This is a genomic window from Streptomyces sp. IBSBF 2435, assembly GCF_036815005.1.
Classification (GTDB): Bacteria; Actinomycetota; Actinomycetes; order Streptomycetales; family Streptomycetaceae; genus Actinacidiphila.
In genome coordinates this window covers 26,154-40,906 of sequence record NZ_JAJSYW010000067.1, presented here as the reverse complement: position 1 = coordinate 40,906, position 14,753 = coordinate 26,154, and the positions used below count along the sequence as shown (strand labels likewise).

The following is a 14,753-nucleotide window of genomic DNA, read 5'->3' as shown; positions in this document are numbered from 1 at the left end:
GGCCGGCGGGCGGTCGGCGTCCCGGCTCCCGGCCGCCGCCCGGTCCGGCCCGCGCCCGCCGTTCAGCCCGCCACGAACCTCCTCCCAGCGGGGGCGGGGACCGTGGAGCCATGACTCCTCCTGTGACCCGCGCCCAGCACGCGGATCCCGCCCCGCCCCCGGCCCCGGGCCGGCCCGCGGCGCTTCCCGAACCGCCCGCGCCGGGGCCGCCGCCGGATCCGCCGTACACGCAGCGCCTCGCGGACGGCGTGCACGCCTTCGTGCAGCCGGACGGCGGCTGGTGCCTCGGCAACGCGGGGATCGTCGTCGGCGACGGCGTGACCGCGCTGATCGACACCGCCGCCACCGAGGCCCGGGTCCGGCTGCTGCGTGACGCCGTGGCCGCGCTCACCCCGCACGAGCCGGCGATCGTCGTGAACACCCACCACCACGGCGACCACCACTTCGGCAACGCCGTCTTCGCGCCCGCCGCGGCCGTCGTGGCCTCGGCGCGTACCCGGGAGGTGATGGCGGAGAAGGGCACCGCGCTGCGGTACGTGTGGCCCGACACCCCCTGGGGCGACCTCCAACTCACCCTGCCCACCGTCACGTTCGAGGACCGGCTGACGCTGCACGTCGGCGGACTGCGGGTCGAGCTGTTCGACCTCGGGACCGCGCACACCGTCAGCGACACCGTGGCGTGGCTGCCCGAGCGCCGGGTGCTCTTCGCCGGCGACGTCCTGCTGCCCGGCTGCACGCCCTTCGTCCTGATGGGCTCGGTGTCCGGTTCGCTGGCGGTCCTGGACCGGCTGCGCGCCCTTCGCCCCGAGGTGGTGGTCGGCGGGCACGGGCCGGTCGCGGGACCCGAGGTGCTGGACGCCACCGGGGCGTATCTGCGCTGGGTGCAGGGGCTCGCCGTGCGCGGTCTCGCCGACGGCCTGAGCCCGTACGAGGCCGCGGTACGCGCGGACCTGGGGCCGTACGCGGAACTGCGCGAGCCGGAGCGGCTGGTGGCGAATCTGCACCGAGCGTACGCCGAGGCGGCGGGGCTGCCACTCGACCGCCAGATCCGCTCGGGGCCGGTCTTCGAGGAGATGGCCCGCTTCAACGGCGGCCGTCCCCTGGTCTGCCGGGCCTGACGGCCCCGCGGGCACGGCCGAGGGGGGGGGGGGGGGGGGGGGGGGGGGGGGGGGGGGGGGCGGGGGGGGGGGGGGGGGNGGGGGGGGGGGGGGCACGGGGGGGGTGGGGGGGGGGGCCCGGGGGGGGGGGGGGGCGGCCGGCCGCGGGCCGCCCCTGGTCAGCCGACCTTCGACAGCCCGGCCCGCTCCTCGGCGTAGCGCTTGGCGTGGCCCAGCGTGGCCAGGCTGTTGGTGCCCAGCGCGGTGCGGACGAAGTCACGGGCGTCGGCGACGGTCGCCTCCGCCCCCAGCACGCGGGTGACCGCGTCCGGGTCCACCACGATGGTGTGCCGGGAGGTCGCCGACAGGCCCGCCGGGGTGTCGCGCAGGATCCACTCGCCGGTGTGCACGGTGAGCAGCGCGGGGACGAGCAGCTGCTTGTAGACGATCCGGCCGGGCCGGAAGCTCACCCGCACCGACTTGGTGGTGTGCTGCGAACCGTCCTTGGCGAGGGTGTCCATCTCCAGTGTCTGCATCCCCTCGCCGGGTTCGGTCAGCACCACCCGCTTGACGTGCGGCAGCCGCTCCTCCCAGGCCTCGGCCTGCCAGATGAAGTCGTGCACGTCGGCGGCCGAGCCCTGGATTGTCACCTCGTCGTCAAAGGTGAGCGACAACTCCGGCATCAGGGCGATCTGTTCGGCCGTGGCCCGCAGCCGCTCCAGCTCGGCGCCGCTGTTGCGGTCGACGGCCTGCCCGATCCACGCCACGTTCTGCGGGGTGTCGCCCACCGCGGTGAAGTCGTGGTCCAGCACCACCTCGCAGGACGCCGCCGACAGCGGCCGGATGGTCCAGGTACCGCCCATGGACGCCACCGGCGGCTGCGAGACCTGCTGGCGGAAGGTGACGGTCCGCGCGGCGGGGTCGAGCCTGCGCCGTGACGTCCAGTTCTTGACCTCGTCGTTGGCGGTCGCCCAGATCCGGACGGTCTCCTCGCCGCCGCCGAGCGGGGTCTGCTCGACGTGCACCGAAGGCGGGAAGACCCGGGGCCAGTTCGCGGCGTCGGCGATGAGGTCGTAGGCGGTGTCGGCCGGTGCGGCGACGGTGACGGTGTGCTGCGTGTGGTGCACGGTAGCCATGGGGATCCCTCCGGTATCGGCGGTCAGGGGCGGGGGCGGCCGGGGTCAGTAGTTGCCCAGGCCGCCGCAGACGTTGATGGCCTGCGCGGTGATCGGGGCCGCGGTGTCGGAGGCCAGGTAGCCGACCATGCCCGCCACTTCCGCTGGCGAGCTGTAACGGCCCAGCGGGATCTTGGCGTTGAAGCGGGTGAGCACGTCGTCGGCGGTGGTCTCCCAGGCCGCCGCGTAGCCGTCGCGGACCCGCTGGGCCATCGGCGTCTCCACATAGCCCGGGCAGACCGCGTTCACCGTGATGCCGCTGCGGGACTGCGCCAGTTCCAGGCCGAGCGCCTTGGTGAAGCCCACCACGGCGTGCTTGGAGGCGGAGTAGGGTGCGCCGAGCACGACGCCCTGCTTGCCGCCCGTGGAGGCGATGTTGATGATCCGGCCGGACGGCCTGGAGCCCAGACCGCCGGCGGTCAGCGCCTCCCTGGTCATCCGGAACACGCTGTGCAGATTGGTGTCGATCACGTCGAACCACAGCTCGTCGGTGACCTGCGAGGTCACCCCGCCGCCGCTGCGGCCGGCGTTGTTGACCAGGATGTCCAGCGGCCCGAACCGGTCCACGCACGCGGCCACCGCGCGGCTGACGTCCTCCGCCTTGCGGACGTCGGCGGCGACGCCGTCGGCGGTGATGCCGGCCGCGTCCAGCGCCTTCACGGTCGCCTCGACGTTCTCGGCGGTGCGGGCGGTGAGGAAGACCCGGATGCCGGCGCTGCCGAGGGTGTGCGCGATGGCCAGGCCGATGCCGCTGGTGGCGCCGGTGATCAGTGCGACCCGGCCCTCGGCGGGGGGTTGCGTCTGTGCGGTGGTCATGAGTGGTCCTTTCCGGGATTCGGGTGGGGGTGCGGGGCGAGGCCGGCGACGGTGCGCAGCGCGCCGCGGTGGAACACCATCGGCGGGACGGCCCCGGCGACACCGAGACCGACCACCTCCGCCACCGCGAAGTAGTGGTCGCCCAGCTTCTGGATCTGCTGCACCAGGCAGTCCAGCCACGCCGTGGTCCCCGGCAGCACCGGATTGCCGTGCGGCGACTCCCACCACGTGAGGTCGGTGAACTTGTCGCCGCCGCTGCGGGCGAAGCGGGCGCACAACTCCTGCTGGTCGTGGGCGAGGACGTTCACCGTGAACGAGCCGGCGCTGCTCATCGGCGGCCAGCTCGCCGACCGCTCGTCGATGAACACCCCGATCAGCGGGGGTTCGAGGGAGACCGAGACGAACGATCCGACGACCAGGCCCGCGGGACCGTCGCCGGTCGCCGCGGTGACCACCGTGACGGTGGTCGGCACATGGCCGAGCACCTGCCGGAACAACTGCGGCTCCACATGGGTGCCGACGGGTGGTGCCATGCCCATCTCCGGCCTCCTGCCTGGGGATGCATGGTGGGTTCGCGGCGGGTTCTTCGTGGCTTCGCGGCCGGCTCGCGACGTGCGGCCGGCCCGACGCCGATGCTGGCAGCCGGACTTGGGGAGCCGGTGGGCGTGCGGTGAAGGGCCGCAGGGGCCGCGCCGGTCCCCGGCCGCGTCATCGCGGCCCCAGCAGGTCCCCAGCGCGCTGGGCGACGATCACCGGTGCGGCCCGCCCCACGCGGCCCGCGCCCTCCCCCGACCGCCGCAGGTCCGTTCACGTCCGCCGAGGAGCCGGCCCATGCCCGTACCCCTGCAACGCGACCTCGAACTCACCCGCAAGCGCCTCACCGGCTGGCTCTCCGACCGGCTGCCGTACGCCACGGATCTGCGGATCGTGGTCGACCTCCCGCAGGCCCTCGGCTTCTCGCACGAGAGCCTGCTGGTGCACGCCGACTGGACCGAGCGCGGCATCCCGCGGCTGCGCCGGTTCGTGGTCCGGGTCGCCCCGATCCGCTACCGGGTGATGCCGGTCTCCCACCTGGACGACGAGTACACGATCCTGCGGGCGCTGGCCGGCACCGATGTGCCCGTGCCCGCCGTCCTCGGCTACGAGGCCGACCCCGGCCTGCTGGGCGCCCCCTTCTACGCGATGACCCACGTCCCCGGCTGGGTGCCGTCCGACCTGCCGTCGTACCACCGCGGCGGGCCGCTGCACGACTCGCCGCCCGCCGGGCAGGCCGCCGTGTGGTGGAGCGGCGTCGGCGTCCTGGAGCGGCTGCACCGGCTCGACCCGTACGCCCTCGGTCTCGGCGGGCTGCGCGCCCCCGCCGGGCTCTGCGCGCAGCTCGACTTCTACGAGCGGCACCTGGACCACTTCGCCGGTCCCGGCACCGGCGCGGCCGTCGAGGCGCTCGCCGTGCTGCGCGCGGACCTGCCGCCGCAGCCGGCCGCCCGCCAACTGGTCTGGGGCGACGCCCGGCTGGGGAACATCCTGTTCGCCGGCACCGGGGCGGCGGCGGTCCTGGACTGGGAAATGGCCTTCCTCGGCCCCGGCGAGGCGGACCTCGGCTGGTACCTGTGGTTCGACCGGCACCTCAGCGAAGGCGTCGGCGCCACCCGCCTGCCGGGACTGCCCGGCAGGTCCGAGACCGTGGCGCGCTACGAGGCCGGCACCGGCCGCCAGGTCGGCGCCCACCTGCACTGGTACGAACTCTTCGCCGGCCTCCGGTTCGCGCTGATCGCCAACCGGGTGGGCCGGCTCATCGTCGAGCACGGCCTGGTCGCGTCCGAGGCCGACGTCCCGCTGGCCCGCAACGCCGCCCGGCTCCTGGACCGCGCCCTGCGGTCGCCGGGCTGACCGCCGCGCGGCACCGGCCGCACCGCTCCCCCCGGAAGCCCGACCCGTACGCCCGAACGTTCCACAGAACTCCTGGAGGCCGACCCGTGGAAGACCAGCAGCACCGTACCGACGCCCTCGTCATAGGCAGCGGATACGCCGGAGCCATCGCCGCGCTGAAGCTCGCCGAGGCGGGCGTGCGCACCCTCGTGCTGGAACGCGGCCGGCGCTGGCCGGTCACCCCGCAGGGCGACACCTTCGCCACCCAGCGGAATCTGGACGGCCGCGCCGCCTGGCTCAGCGAGCGCTCGCCGCTCACCGACCAGAAGCTGGACGTCTACACCGGCGTCCTGGAGTCGCTGGACGGCGAGGGCCTGACCATGATCGCCGCGGCCGGTGTCGGCGGTGCGTCCCTGCTCAGCAACGCCACCATGGTCGAACCGTCGCCCGAGCTGTTCCGGCAGGCCTTCGGCGATGTGCTCGACCACACCGAGATGACCACCCGCTGGTACCCGCACGCCCGCGAACTCATCGGGTGCAGCCCCATCCCCGAGGACATCTACGCCTCCGACTTCTACCGCTCGGCCCGTTCCTTCGCCGAGCAGCTGGACCGGGCCGGCATCCCGTACCGGCTGATCGACCTGGCCGTGGACTGGGACGTGGTGCGCGAGGAGATGGCCGGGCGGCGGGTCGCCGCCGAGGTGGCCGGCCTCAACCTCTTCGGCGTCAACAGCGGCGCCCAGCGCAGCGTCGACGTCACGCTGCTCGCCAGGGCCGAGGCCACCGGGCTGGCCGAGGTACGCCCGCTCAGCTCAGTCACCGCCATCCGCCAGGACGGCGCAGGCGGCTACGCCGTGTCGTACGAGGAGATCGACGAGCGCGGCACCGTACTGGCCCGGCACGAGGTGCGCGCCCGCACCCTGGTGCTGGCCGCCGGCACCCTCGGCACCACCCGGCTGCTCATGCGCGCCCGGGCCACCGGGGAACTGCCGGGCCTGTCGGACGCGCTCGGCACCAAGGTCGGCAACAGCGAGGTGATCACCGCCCGCACCGGCATGCCGGAGAACAACCCGGCCCAGGGCGGCCCCTCGGCGATCCTCGTGCAGGACTGGGAGGACAACCCGCACGCGCCGGTGTCCCTGCTCAACTTCCCCTGGGTGGACGCCCCGGCCGGCCAGGGCTGGATCACCACCATCGGCGCCTGCCCGTCGCCCGCGCTGGGCAGCTTCCGGTTCGACCGGGACAAGGACGACGTGGTGCTCAGCTGGCCGGTCGACGACCCGCGGGTGACCGTGATGGCCAAGGCCGTCCAGGACACCCTGGACCGGCTCGACGCCGCCAACCCCGGCAGCAGCACCGCCTTCGCCCGGGTCGGCACGACCGGCGGCAATGTGGTCGGCGGTGTCCCGCTCGGCCTGGTCACCGGCCACGACGGCGGTGTGCACGGCTACCCGGGCCTGTACGTGGTGGACAGCTCGCTGCTGCACGGCTCCTCAGGCGGGGTGCCGCCGGCCCTCACCGTGGCCGCGGTGGCCGCCCGTACGGTGGCCGCGATGGTGCCCCAGGCCGCCGCGGGCTGAGCCCGTACCCGCGCCCGCCGCGCGCACGACACCGGCGGACGGCGGGCAGCGCACACCAGCAGCGGGGGGGGGGGGGGGGCGCGGGGGGGGGGGGGGGGGGGGGGGGGGTGTTTTGGGGGGCGCCGNCCCCCCCCCCCCCCCCCCCCCCCCCCCCCCCCCCCCCCCCCCCCCCCCCCCCCCCCCCCGCTGCTGGTGGCGCTTCTGTTTCTGCGGGGGTCATGCCGCGCCGCGGAAGTGCGGCAGCACCTGCTCGGCGAACAGCCGCAGGGTGCGCACCGACTCCTCCAGCGGCGGATTGCCCGAGATCACCTGGAGGCTGACGGTGACGTCCCCGTACCACTCGCGGATCGTCCGCAGCCGCTCGGTGACCTCGGCGGGCGTGCCGACCAGGACCTTGTTCTCCGACAGCGACCGGTCGAAGTCCGCCTTGGCGATCTTGTCGACGATCTGGTCGTAGCCCTCGTATCCCTCGCTGCGCCGCCTGCCCCAGGCCGCCACCGCGTCGACCATCACGGAGTTGGTGCGCTGCGAATACTCCTTGCCCTTGGCGCGGGCCTCGTCGGCGTCCTCGCTGAGGTAGCAGTTGTAGCTCATGTGCACCTCGTCGCCGCCCGCCGGGTGCCCGGCCTCGGCGTACGCCTTGCGGTACAGCGTCAGCATCTCCTGGACCTTCTCGCGCTTGGAGATCGACGGCACCAGCAGCAGCCCGTGGCCGTCACGGCCCGCCTGCTCGCACGACGACGGCGTGATCGCCGCGGCCACCAGGATCCGCGGGTGCGGACGCTGGTACGGGCGCGGCAGCAGCGTCACCGGGCCGAACCTGTAGAACCCGCCCTCCCAGACCACGTCCTCCTCCGCCCACAGCCGCTGGCAGGCCCGCAGGCCCTCGGCGAACCGCGGCCGGCTCTCGTCCATGGACAGCTCGAAGGCGTCGAACTCGTCGGGCAGGAAGGCCCGGCCGAAGCCCACCTGGAGCCGCCCCTTGGAGATGTTGTCCAGCATCGCCAGCTTGCCCGCGAGCTTGAGCGGGTGGGTGAACGCCGGGATCACCGCGCCCGTCACCAGCTTGATCCGCCGGGTCCTGGCGGCCACCGCGGCCAGGAAGGTCACCGGGTCCGGGCTGTAGCCGCCGTACTTGAAGAAGTAGTGCTCAACGGTTTTGACATGGTCGAACCCGAGGTCCTCGGCCAGCTCGGCCAGCCACAGCGCCTCCTCGAAGTACGTGGCGGCCGGTTTGTCGTCCGGGCCCACGGTGGGGAAGAAGTTGATACCGAATTCCATGCAGTGCTCCCTGGTCGGACGGTCCGCGGGGGGCCGGTCGGTCGGGTCGGTGCTCATGGGCTGCTCAGGGGTTCAGGCACTCGGGGGCTCAGAAGACGACTCCGGCACCGCCGTCCACCGCCACGATCAGCCCGGTGGCGAAGGACGCCTCGGGACGCGCGAGGTTCACCAGCCACCAGGCGACCTCCTCCGGCCGGCCCACCCGGCCCAGCGGCACCCGGGCGCGCTGCCGGTCGCGCATCACCGCGACCGCGGCGGCGTCGAGCCCGGAGTGCTCGCCGATCGGGGTCTCCACCGGCCCCGGCGACACCCCCGCCACCCGGATGCCGCGCGGCGCCAGCTCCAGCGCCCAGGTGCGGGTGAAGAAGTCCAGTCCCGCCTTCGTGGCGCCGTACACCGAATGGCCGGGCCAGCCGCGCTGATTGCCGGCCGTGGTCACGTTGATCACCAGGCCCTTGGCGGCCTCCAGCAGCGGCAGCGCCCGCTGGGTGAGGAAGAGCGGGGCCAGCAGATTGGTCTCCACCTGGGCGCGGGTGACGTCCTGCCCGATCCGGCCCAGCGGCGCGGAATTCATGGTGACCGCGTTGTTCACCAGGACGTCGATGCCGCCGAGTTCGCGGACCGCGGCGTCCACGATCACGTCCTCGGCGCCCGCGGCGGAGATGTCGGCCGGGCAGGCCCTGATGGCCGGGTGCAGGCCGGTCGTTCCGGCCAGCCGGTCCGCGCTGCGGCCGACCACCAGGACCCGGGCGCCCTCGTCGGCGAATGCCAGGGCGGTGGCCCGGCCGATGCCGGTGCCCCCGCCCGTCACGACGACAGAGCGGTCCCGCAGCGCGTCGCCGGTCACAGCTCGATGCGCTCGCCGGCGGAGGTCACCGGGGACCACCACATGTCGGCGCGGGGCACCCCGTCCCCGAACAGCGCGCTGCGGCCCTCGACGATCCGGCCGTTCTCCCAGCGCAGCATGTGCACGCCCTGCACCTGGAGCCGGTCGTAGGGGGAGGTGGTGCCCTCCTCTGCGCCCGGCCGGTAGCCGTCCAGCTCGTAGATGTCGATGGAGACGCCGGCCTCGGGCAGGATCAGCACGTGCTTGGTCGTCGCGCTGAACCGGCCGCCGTGCGCCTCGCCGAGCTTGGACATCTTGCTCAGGTAGTCGTCGAGGCCGTTGTACCAGCCGGAGAACTGGTGGTGTCCCGGCATCTCGAAGCGCAGGTTCTCGTCCCAGAACTCCAGGATCTTGTCCCGGTCGCCGGTCATGAGGGCTCCGTACGCGGCGTCCACCCGCTCGCGGGTCAGGTCAGCCATGGGTGTGGTCCTTCCGTGTCGGCGCGCCGGCGCTGCCCGCCGGTGCGTTGTCGTGGGAGTTGATGCGGTGCCGCACCCGCCAGTCGCCGTCCTGCCGGACCAGCACGTCCTGCCCGGTGGTGCTCAGATAGACCTCGGGCGTACCGCCCCTGGGCGTCTGGAGCAGCACCGCCCGGTAGCGGGTGCGGACCGAGCCGTCGGCGGCCGGCGCGAGGTCCAGCATCCCGATCAGGTAGCGCCGGACGGCCGCGGCCTCCTGGCGGGCGGCGACCGCGGCCCCGGCCCCCGCGGCCCCCCCCCCCCCCCCCCCCCCCCCCGACGCGCGGTTACCCGAACAAAAACGGCCCGCCAGCGNCCCCCCCCCCCCCCCCCCCCCCCCCCCCCCCCCCCCCCCCCCCCCCCCCGCGGCGCTCGGACGGGGCGTTCCCGGTCCACACCCGGCCCGCCTGCGCCTCCTGCTCGAAGAGGGCGTCCTCGGTGAAGGTCAGCGCCCACCGGTCCAGGTCGCCCTCGCCGAGGAGGTGCACCTGCCGGGCGTAGAAGCGCTCCACCTCGCCGTAGAGCACGCCGTCGGCGTACGGCGAGCGGACCGCACCGGGGACGGTGCCGGCCGGGCGGGCGGCCTCAGGCACCGTCGTGGTTGATCTCGCGGTACTTGATCCGCCAGCGGCCGTCCTCGCGGACCAGGACGTCCTTGCCGGTCGTGCTCAGATAGACCGACGCCTTGCCGCCGACCGGGGTCTCGAAGACCACCGCGTAGTAGCGGGTGTGCACCTGGTCCGCGTCGACCTGGTCGGCGACGACCATGCTCAGCCAGTGCCGGCGCACCACGTTGCGGTTCTTGAGCCGGTCCACCCCGCGCCGCATCGAGGCGGCGATGGTGGACCGGCCGCTGGTCGGCGCCGGCTTGACGTTCTGCGCGAAGACGCCGTCCTCGGTGAAGCCGTCGGCCCACTCCTCGGCCTCGGCGTTGTCGAGCAGCTGCATGTGATGGGAGTAGAACTGGACGATCTCGGCATAGGTCTGCGCGCCGACCGGCGTCGCGGTCACCGGTACGGTCTCGGTCTGCGTCATCGCACACCCCCGACGGGCTCGGCCACGCCTACCTCGACGACATCGCTCATATGCGGTTCGCCCTTGATGACGGTGCCCAGCGCCTTGAGCCGGCGCCGGAACTCCGGCTCGGCCAGCGCCTTGTCGAAGGTCTCCTGGCTCTCCCACTCGGCGACGTTGAAGTAGATGCCGGGGTCGTTCTGCGAACGGACGAGCTGGTACCGGATCAGGCCGGGCCGGGTCCGCATGAACTCGGCGACATGGGCGTAGATCCGCTCCAGGTCCTCGGCCGCGCCGGTGAGAGTCAGCTTGTTGACGAAGACGAACACGACGGCTCCTTGTCTCTGCGTGAGGGGACGGGTGCCAACTGTGCTGCGTGGTGCGGCAACCACCCTCGTACCGCCCGCTGATGGCGGGGTGGGGCGGCGGTGGGACCCGGCAGGGGCCGGGGACGGGAGACGGCCGGGGCTACCGGGCCGACACCGGGACACGGGCCGGGCAGGAGCACGGCCCGAGCGCCCCGCCAAGAGCGGTGCGCAAGCTGGCGGCACGACCAACCAGCCCGCGAGCCCCGGGAGGCGCCGCCGTGTCGGATCCGGAAGATGCCCGTGACCAGGAGTCAGGCGAGGTGGAGGAGGTACCTGTCCTCATCGCCGGCGGCGGCCTGTCCGGCCTGACCACCGCGCTGTTCCTCGGCCTGCACGGTGTGCGGCCGCTGCTGGTGGAGAAGCACCCCGGTACCTCGGTGGTGATGAAGGCCCGCGGCCAGTACCCGCACACCATGGAGGCGCTGAGGGTCGGCGGGGTCGCCGACGCGATCACTGCCGCGTCGCCCGGCGGCACCGGCGAGTTCTACATGGCGCTGGCCAAGTCCCTGTCGGGGCCGGTGCTGCGCGGCATCATGACCGAGGGCGAGATGAGCATGAGCCATGTCTCGCCCGAGGACTGGGCGATGGCCAGCCAGGAGCGCACCGAGGAGATCCTCGCCGCGCGGGCCGCCGAGCTGGGCGCCCGGCTCCGCTTCGGCACCGAGCTGGTGTCCTTCGAGGAGGACCAGGACGGGATCACCGCCGTGCTGCACGACCGCGCCGAAGGCTCCCGCCGCACCGTACGCACCCGCTATCTGGTCGGCGCCGACGGCCGGCACAGCCCGGTCCGCAAGGCGCTCGGCATCGCCATGCACGGCCGGGGATTCCTCGGCAACGTCTTCCGGGTGTTCTTCGACGCCGACATGCGCGCCGCGGTGTCCGGCCTGGAGGGCGATGTCGCAGAAGGCGGCCGGTTCGCCCTGTTCCACCTGCTCGACCCGGTGCCCGGCGTGTTCTACACCACCGACGTGCCCGGCCGGTACGGCTACATCCGCGGCATGTCCGACGACCAGCCGGACTACACGGACTGGACGACCGGGCAGTGCGAGGAACTGGTGCGCACCGGGATCGGCATCCCCGACCTGAAGATGACGGTCGTCGGCACCGGCGAGACCACGATCGTCTGCGAGGTCGCCGACCGCTTCAGCCAGGGGCGGGTCCATCTGATCGGCGACGCGGCCAAGGTGGTGCCGGCGCCCGGCGGCCTCGGCGGCAACACCGCCGTCATGGACGGCTTCTACCTGGCCTGGAAGCTGGCCATGGTGGTCAAGGGGCAGGCGGGCCCGCGGCTGCTGGACAGCCACGACGCCGAGCGCCGGCCGGTCTCGGAGATGATCGCCGAGCAGCAGTACACCAACACGGTCGAGCGGCTCGGCCCCGACCTCGACGCGAGCACCGCCGCGGCCCCCGTCCACCCGGTCACCCAGGTCTTCGGCTACCGCTACGCCGGCGGCGCCGTCGTGCCAGAGCCCGGCGAGACGGGGGAACTGCTGGAGGACCCGACCGCCCCGACCGGCCGGCCCGGCTCGCGCGCCCCCTACGTCCCGCTCGACACGGCCGGCGTGCCGTCCACCACCGCGCTCTTCGGCCGCTCCTTCGTGCTGCTGGCCGGCGCAGGACCCGAGGGCGAGCAGTGGCAGCGGGCCGGCGCCGAGGCCGCGGCCCTGCTCGGCATCGACCTGCCGGTGCACCGCCTCGACGGCTGGGAGAAGGCGTACGGCGTCACGCCGGCCGGCGCCGCCCTGGTCCGCCCGGACCGCTTCATCGCCTGGCGGGCGCAGGACCACCACGAGGCCGGCCGCCTGGAGGCCGCGCTGCGTACCGTGCTCGACCGGCCCGAGTGACCCCGGGCGCCCGCGGACCGCGGCGCCCCACCGACGAGGAGGGATGACCATGTTTCTGGTGACCGGAGCCACGGGCAACATCGGCGGCAAGGTGCTGACCCGGCTGTACGCGGCCGGCCACAAGGTACGGGCGCTGACCCGCGACCCGTCGCGGGCCCGGCTGCCCGAGGGCGTGGACGTGGTGGCCGCCGACCTCGGCGACCCCGCCACCCTGCCGGCCGCCCTCGAGGGGGTGAACAAGGTCTTCCTGATGTCGCTCGGCCACAACAAGAGCAGCCACGACGCCCGCCTGGTGGCCGCGGCGCAGCAGGCGGGCGTCACGCACATCGTGCAGCTGTCCACGCTGGGCGTCGAGGAGGTCGACGAGGAGAACGACACCCCGCTGGGCCGCTGGCACCGGATGGCCGAGCGGGCGCTGACCGAGTCCGCGGTCGGCTGGACGATCCTGCGGCCGAACGGCTTCATGACGCACGCGCTGGGCTGGGCGCCCGGCGTCCGCGGCGAGTCGGTGGTGCGCAGCCCGATCGCCGACCTGGCCGAGGCCCTCGTCGCCCCCGAGGACATCGCGGACGTGGCGGTGCGCGCCCTGACCACCGACGGGCACGAGGGTGTGGCCTACGCCCTGACCGGCCCCGAGGCGCTGACGACACGCCAGCAGGTCGCGGTGCTGGGGGAGGTGCTGGGCCGCCCGCTGCGGTTCGAGCAGATCTCCCTGGAGGAGCACCACGCCGTGCTGGCCGCCCGCTACTCGCAGGAGACCGCGGACGGCGTGGTCAAGGCGCTGCGTACCGCCCTGGAGTCCGGCGACGACTTCCGCGGCCGGGTCTTCCCCGGGGTGGAGCAGGCGCTCGGTGCCCCCGGCCGTACGTTCCGGCAGTGGGCGACCGAGCACGCCCACGCCTTCCGCTGAGCGCCGGGCGTCCCGCCGCGGCGCGCGGAGAGGGCCGGCCCACCCCGTGTCGGGGCGGGCCGGCCCTCTCCGCTTCACCGATCGCGGCGGGCGGGGCCCCGGCTCACGGGCCGCGTGCCGCGGTTCACCGCCGCGGCCCCGCGGCTCACTGGACCGCGTGCGCGGCCAGGAAATCGTCGACGACCAGCTCGACGTAGCCGGTGTCGAAGGTGCGGCCGGCCAGCAGTCTGCGGTACACCAGCGGCCCGGCGAGTTCGTCGATCGCCCGGTCGGTCTCCAGGTGCGCCGGCAGCTCGCCGCGGAATTTGGCGTCGTCGATCACCAGGCGGAAGACCTGCGAGCCGTTGCGGTACAGCGACTCCTTCAGCTCGGAGAACACCGGGTCGGCGCCGGCCCGCTCGATGACCGCCCGCAGGCCGGTCTCGCTGACCGGATCGTGCAGCAGGGCGCGCAGGCCCTCCAGCTCCTGCACCAGGTCATCGCGCAGCTCGCCGGTCGGCGTGGTGTGCGCCCCCGCTATCCGCTGCGCGATGACGTCCCTGATCAGCTCGGCCGCGTCGGGCCAGTGCCGGTAGAGCGTGGTGCGCCCGACCCCGCTGCGCGCGGCGACGGCGACATGCGTCACGGCCGACCAGCCCTGCTCCACCAGGAGCTGCTGCGCGGCGCCCAGCGCCGCGGCGCGGCTGCGTGCCGCCCGCGGATCCGGTCCGCGCTGCGGGGCGCTGGAGAACTCTCCCGCCCCGGTTGACGTGGGCATCTCGACTCCGATCCGTTCCCGCCCCCGCGCCAGTGCCTCAGGCGCGGGAGGACGGCCCCCACGGTGACTTCCTGTCGTACTTGGGGCGCCATTGCCTACGGTAAAGGAACCTGACCGGCGGCGGGACGATGGCCAGCACCCGCTGCTCCACCTGGGGCGACGCGCCCTCCAGCATCCAGGGGAAGAAGTGGGCGGCGCCCCGCAGGCCGATGGTGCGCCGCTGCTCCTGGCCGAAGGCGTCCCACTCCTGCTCGGTCAGGACCGCGTCCACCAGCGGCAGGCCCTCGGTCTCCTCGTGCGCCAGGTGCGCGGTGAGCGCCGCTGCCAGCTCCTCCAGGGTCGCCCGCAGCCGGGAGGTGTCGCCTGTTTCGAGCTGCTCGCCGACCGAGTCCATCAGCGGGTCGAGCACGGCGTGCTCGGCCTCCATGGCGTCCAGCAGCGCCACCCGGCCGGCGTCCCCGCCCACCCTGGCCCTGATCGGCGGCCACAGGCTGTTGTCCTCGGCGGTGTGGTGGATGGTCAGGTAGCGCGCGAAGTCCGCCCAGCCGTGCCGGAAGGCCGCCGGGTCGCCGGTGCGGGCGTCGGCCGCCGTGATCAGCCGTGCGGCGTCGCGCCGGAAGGCGTCGTGGGCGGCGTACATCATGGCGAAGTCCAGCTTGGACAGCGTGTCGTATCGGGTGTCGGTGCTCATCAGTGTC

General features: G+C 74.1%; 16 protein-coding genes. 5 read left to right on the top strand and 11 right to left on the bottom strand.

Annotated elements, in window-relative coordinates:
* Positions 1-110: 110 nt before the first annotated feature.
* A complete protein-coding gene (locus V7E46_RS15565; RefSeq protein ID WP_333768966.1) occupies positions 111-1,118 on the top strand; it encodes an MBL fold metallo-hydrolase in 1,008 nt (335 codons plus the stop codon).
* Between the two features lie 158 nt (positions 1,119-1,276).
* Here the strand turns inward: V7E46_RS15565 and V7E46_RS15560 are convergent, their stop codons facing one another.
* Genes V7E46_RS15560 through V7E46_RS15550 form a run of 3 tightly spaced genes read right to left on the bottom strand, consistent with a single transcriptional unit; the run spans position 1,277 to position 3,621 of the window.
* Complete coding sequence (locus V7E46_RS15560; protein ID WP_333768965.1) at positions 1,277-2,233, bottom strand: aromatase/cyclase; 957 nt, start codon at positions 2,231-2,233, stop codon at positions 1,277-1,279.
* 45 nt (positions 2,234-2,278) lie between these two features.
* Positions 2,279-3,088 (bottom strand): SDR family NAD(P)-dependent oxidoreductase, encoded by an 810-nt coding sequence (locus V7E46_RS15555; protein ID WP_333768964.1) that lies wholly within the window; start codon positions 3,086-3,088, stop codon positions 2,279-2,281.
* On the bottom strand, positions 3,085-3,621 hold the full coding sequence (locus V7E46_RS15550) for a flavin reductase family protein (protein ID WP_333768963.1): 537 nt from the start codon (positions 3,619-3,621) through the stop codon (positions 3,085-3,087). The genes V7E46_RS15555 and V7E46_RS15550 overlap by 4 nt, the downstream gene beginning before the upstream one ends.
* 298 nt (positions 3,622-3,919) lie before the next feature.
* On the opposite strand from V7E46_RS15550, the gene V7E46_RS15545 reads away from it, so the two are divergent.
* Positions 3,920-4,978: a phosphotransferase family protein gene (locus V7E46_RS15545; protein WP_333768962.1), complete on the top strand. Its 1,059-nt coding sequence runs from the start codon at positions 3,920-3,922 to the stop codon at positions 4,976-4,978.
* A gap of 86 nt (positions 4,979-5,064) precedes the next feature.
* Positions 5,065-6,537, top strand: a complete 1,473-nt coding sequence (locus V7E46_RS15540; protein ID WP_333768961.1) for an FAD-dependent monooxygenase — start codon at positions 5,065-5,067, stop codon at positions 6,535-6,537.
* A gap of 216 nt (positions 6,538-6,753) precedes the next feature.
* On the opposite strand, the gene V7E46_RS15535 is transcribed toward V7E46_RS15540, so the two are convergent.
* The 6 genes from V7E46_RS15535 to V7E46_RS15510 form a co-directional block, all read right to left on the bottom strand.
* Positions 6,754-7,818, bottom strand: a complete 1,065-nt coding sequence (locus V7E46_RS15535) for an LLM class flavin-dependent oxidoreductase (RefSeq protein WP_333768960.1) — start codon at positions 7,816-7,818, stop codon at positions 6,754-6,756.
* A gap of 88 nt (positions 7,819-7,906) precedes the next feature.
* Entirely contained in the window at positions 7,907-8,665 is a 759-nt protein-coding gene (locus V7E46_RS15530) for an SDR family NAD(P)-dependent oxidoreductase (protein WP_333768959.1), read from the bottom strand.
* Positions 8,662-9,123, bottom strand: coding sequence for a nuclear transport factor 2 family protein (locus tag V7E46_RS15525; RefSeq protein ID WP_329172294.1), 462 nt, complete (start codon positions 9,121-9,123; stop codon positions 8,662-8,664). Before V7E46_RS15525 ends, V7E46_RS15530 begins: the two co-directional genes overlap by 4 nt.
* On the bottom strand, positions 9,116-9,346 hold the full coding sequence (locus V7E46_RS15520) for a hypothetical protein (RefSeq protein ID WP_333768958.1): 231 nt from the start codon (positions 9,344-9,346) through the stop codon (positions 9,116-9,118). Before V7E46_RS15520 ends, V7E46_RS15525 begins: the two co-directional genes overlap by 8 nt.
* Positions 9,347-9,747: 401 nt before the next feature.
* Complete coding sequence (locus V7E46_RS15515; protein ID WP_333768957.1) at positions 9,748-10,197, bottom strand: nuclear transport factor 2 family protein; 450 nt, start codon at positions 10,195-10,197, stop codon at positions 9,748-9,750.
* On the bottom strand, positions 10,194-10,505 hold the full coding sequence (locus V7E46_RS15510) for an antibiotic biosynthesis monooxygenase family protein (RefSeq protein ID WP_333768956.1): 312 nt from the start codon (positions 10,503-10,505) through the stop codon (positions 10,194-10,196). The genes V7E46_RS15515 and V7E46_RS15510 overlap by 4 nt, the downstream gene beginning before the upstream one ends.
* A gap of 299 nt (positions 10,506-10,804) precedes the next feature.
* Here V7E46_RS15510 and V7E46_RS15505 point away from each other — a divergent pair, with 299 nt between their 5' ends.
* Positions 10,805-12,388, top strand: a complete 1,584-nt coding sequence (locus V7E46_RS15505; protein ID WP_333768955.1) for an FAD-dependent monooxygenase — start codon at positions 10,805-10,807, stop codon at positions 12,386-12,388.
* Positions 12,389-12,431: 43 nt separating this feature from the next.
* On the top strand, positions 12,432-13,298 hold the full coding sequence (locus tag V7E46_RS15500) for an SDR family oxidoreductase (protein ID WP_333768954.1): 867 nt from the start codon (positions 12,432-12,434) through the stop codon (positions 13,296-13,298).
* A 145-nt stretch (positions 13,299-13,443) separates the two neighbouring features.
* On the opposite strand, the gene V7E46_RS15495 is transcribed toward V7E46_RS15500, so the two are convergent.
* Both V7E46_RS15495 and V7E46_RS15490 read right to left on the bottom strand, forming a co-directional pair.
* Positions 13,444-14,055: a TetR/AcrR family transcriptional regulator gene (locus V7E46_RS15495; RefSeq protein ID WP_333768953.1), complete on the bottom strand. Its 612-nt coding sequence runs from the start codon at positions 14,053-14,055 to the stop codon at positions 13,444-13,446.
* A gap of 37 nt (positions 14,056-14,092) precedes the next feature.
* The gene (locus tag V7E46_RS15490; protein ID WP_333768952.1) at positions 14,093-14,746 is read right to left on the bottom strand and encodes a hemerythrin domain-containing protein; all 654 of its coding nucleotides are present in this window, start codon (positions 14,744-14,746) and stop codon (positions 14,093-14,095) included.
* Between the last annotated feature and the right edge of the window lie 7 nt (positions 14,747-14,753).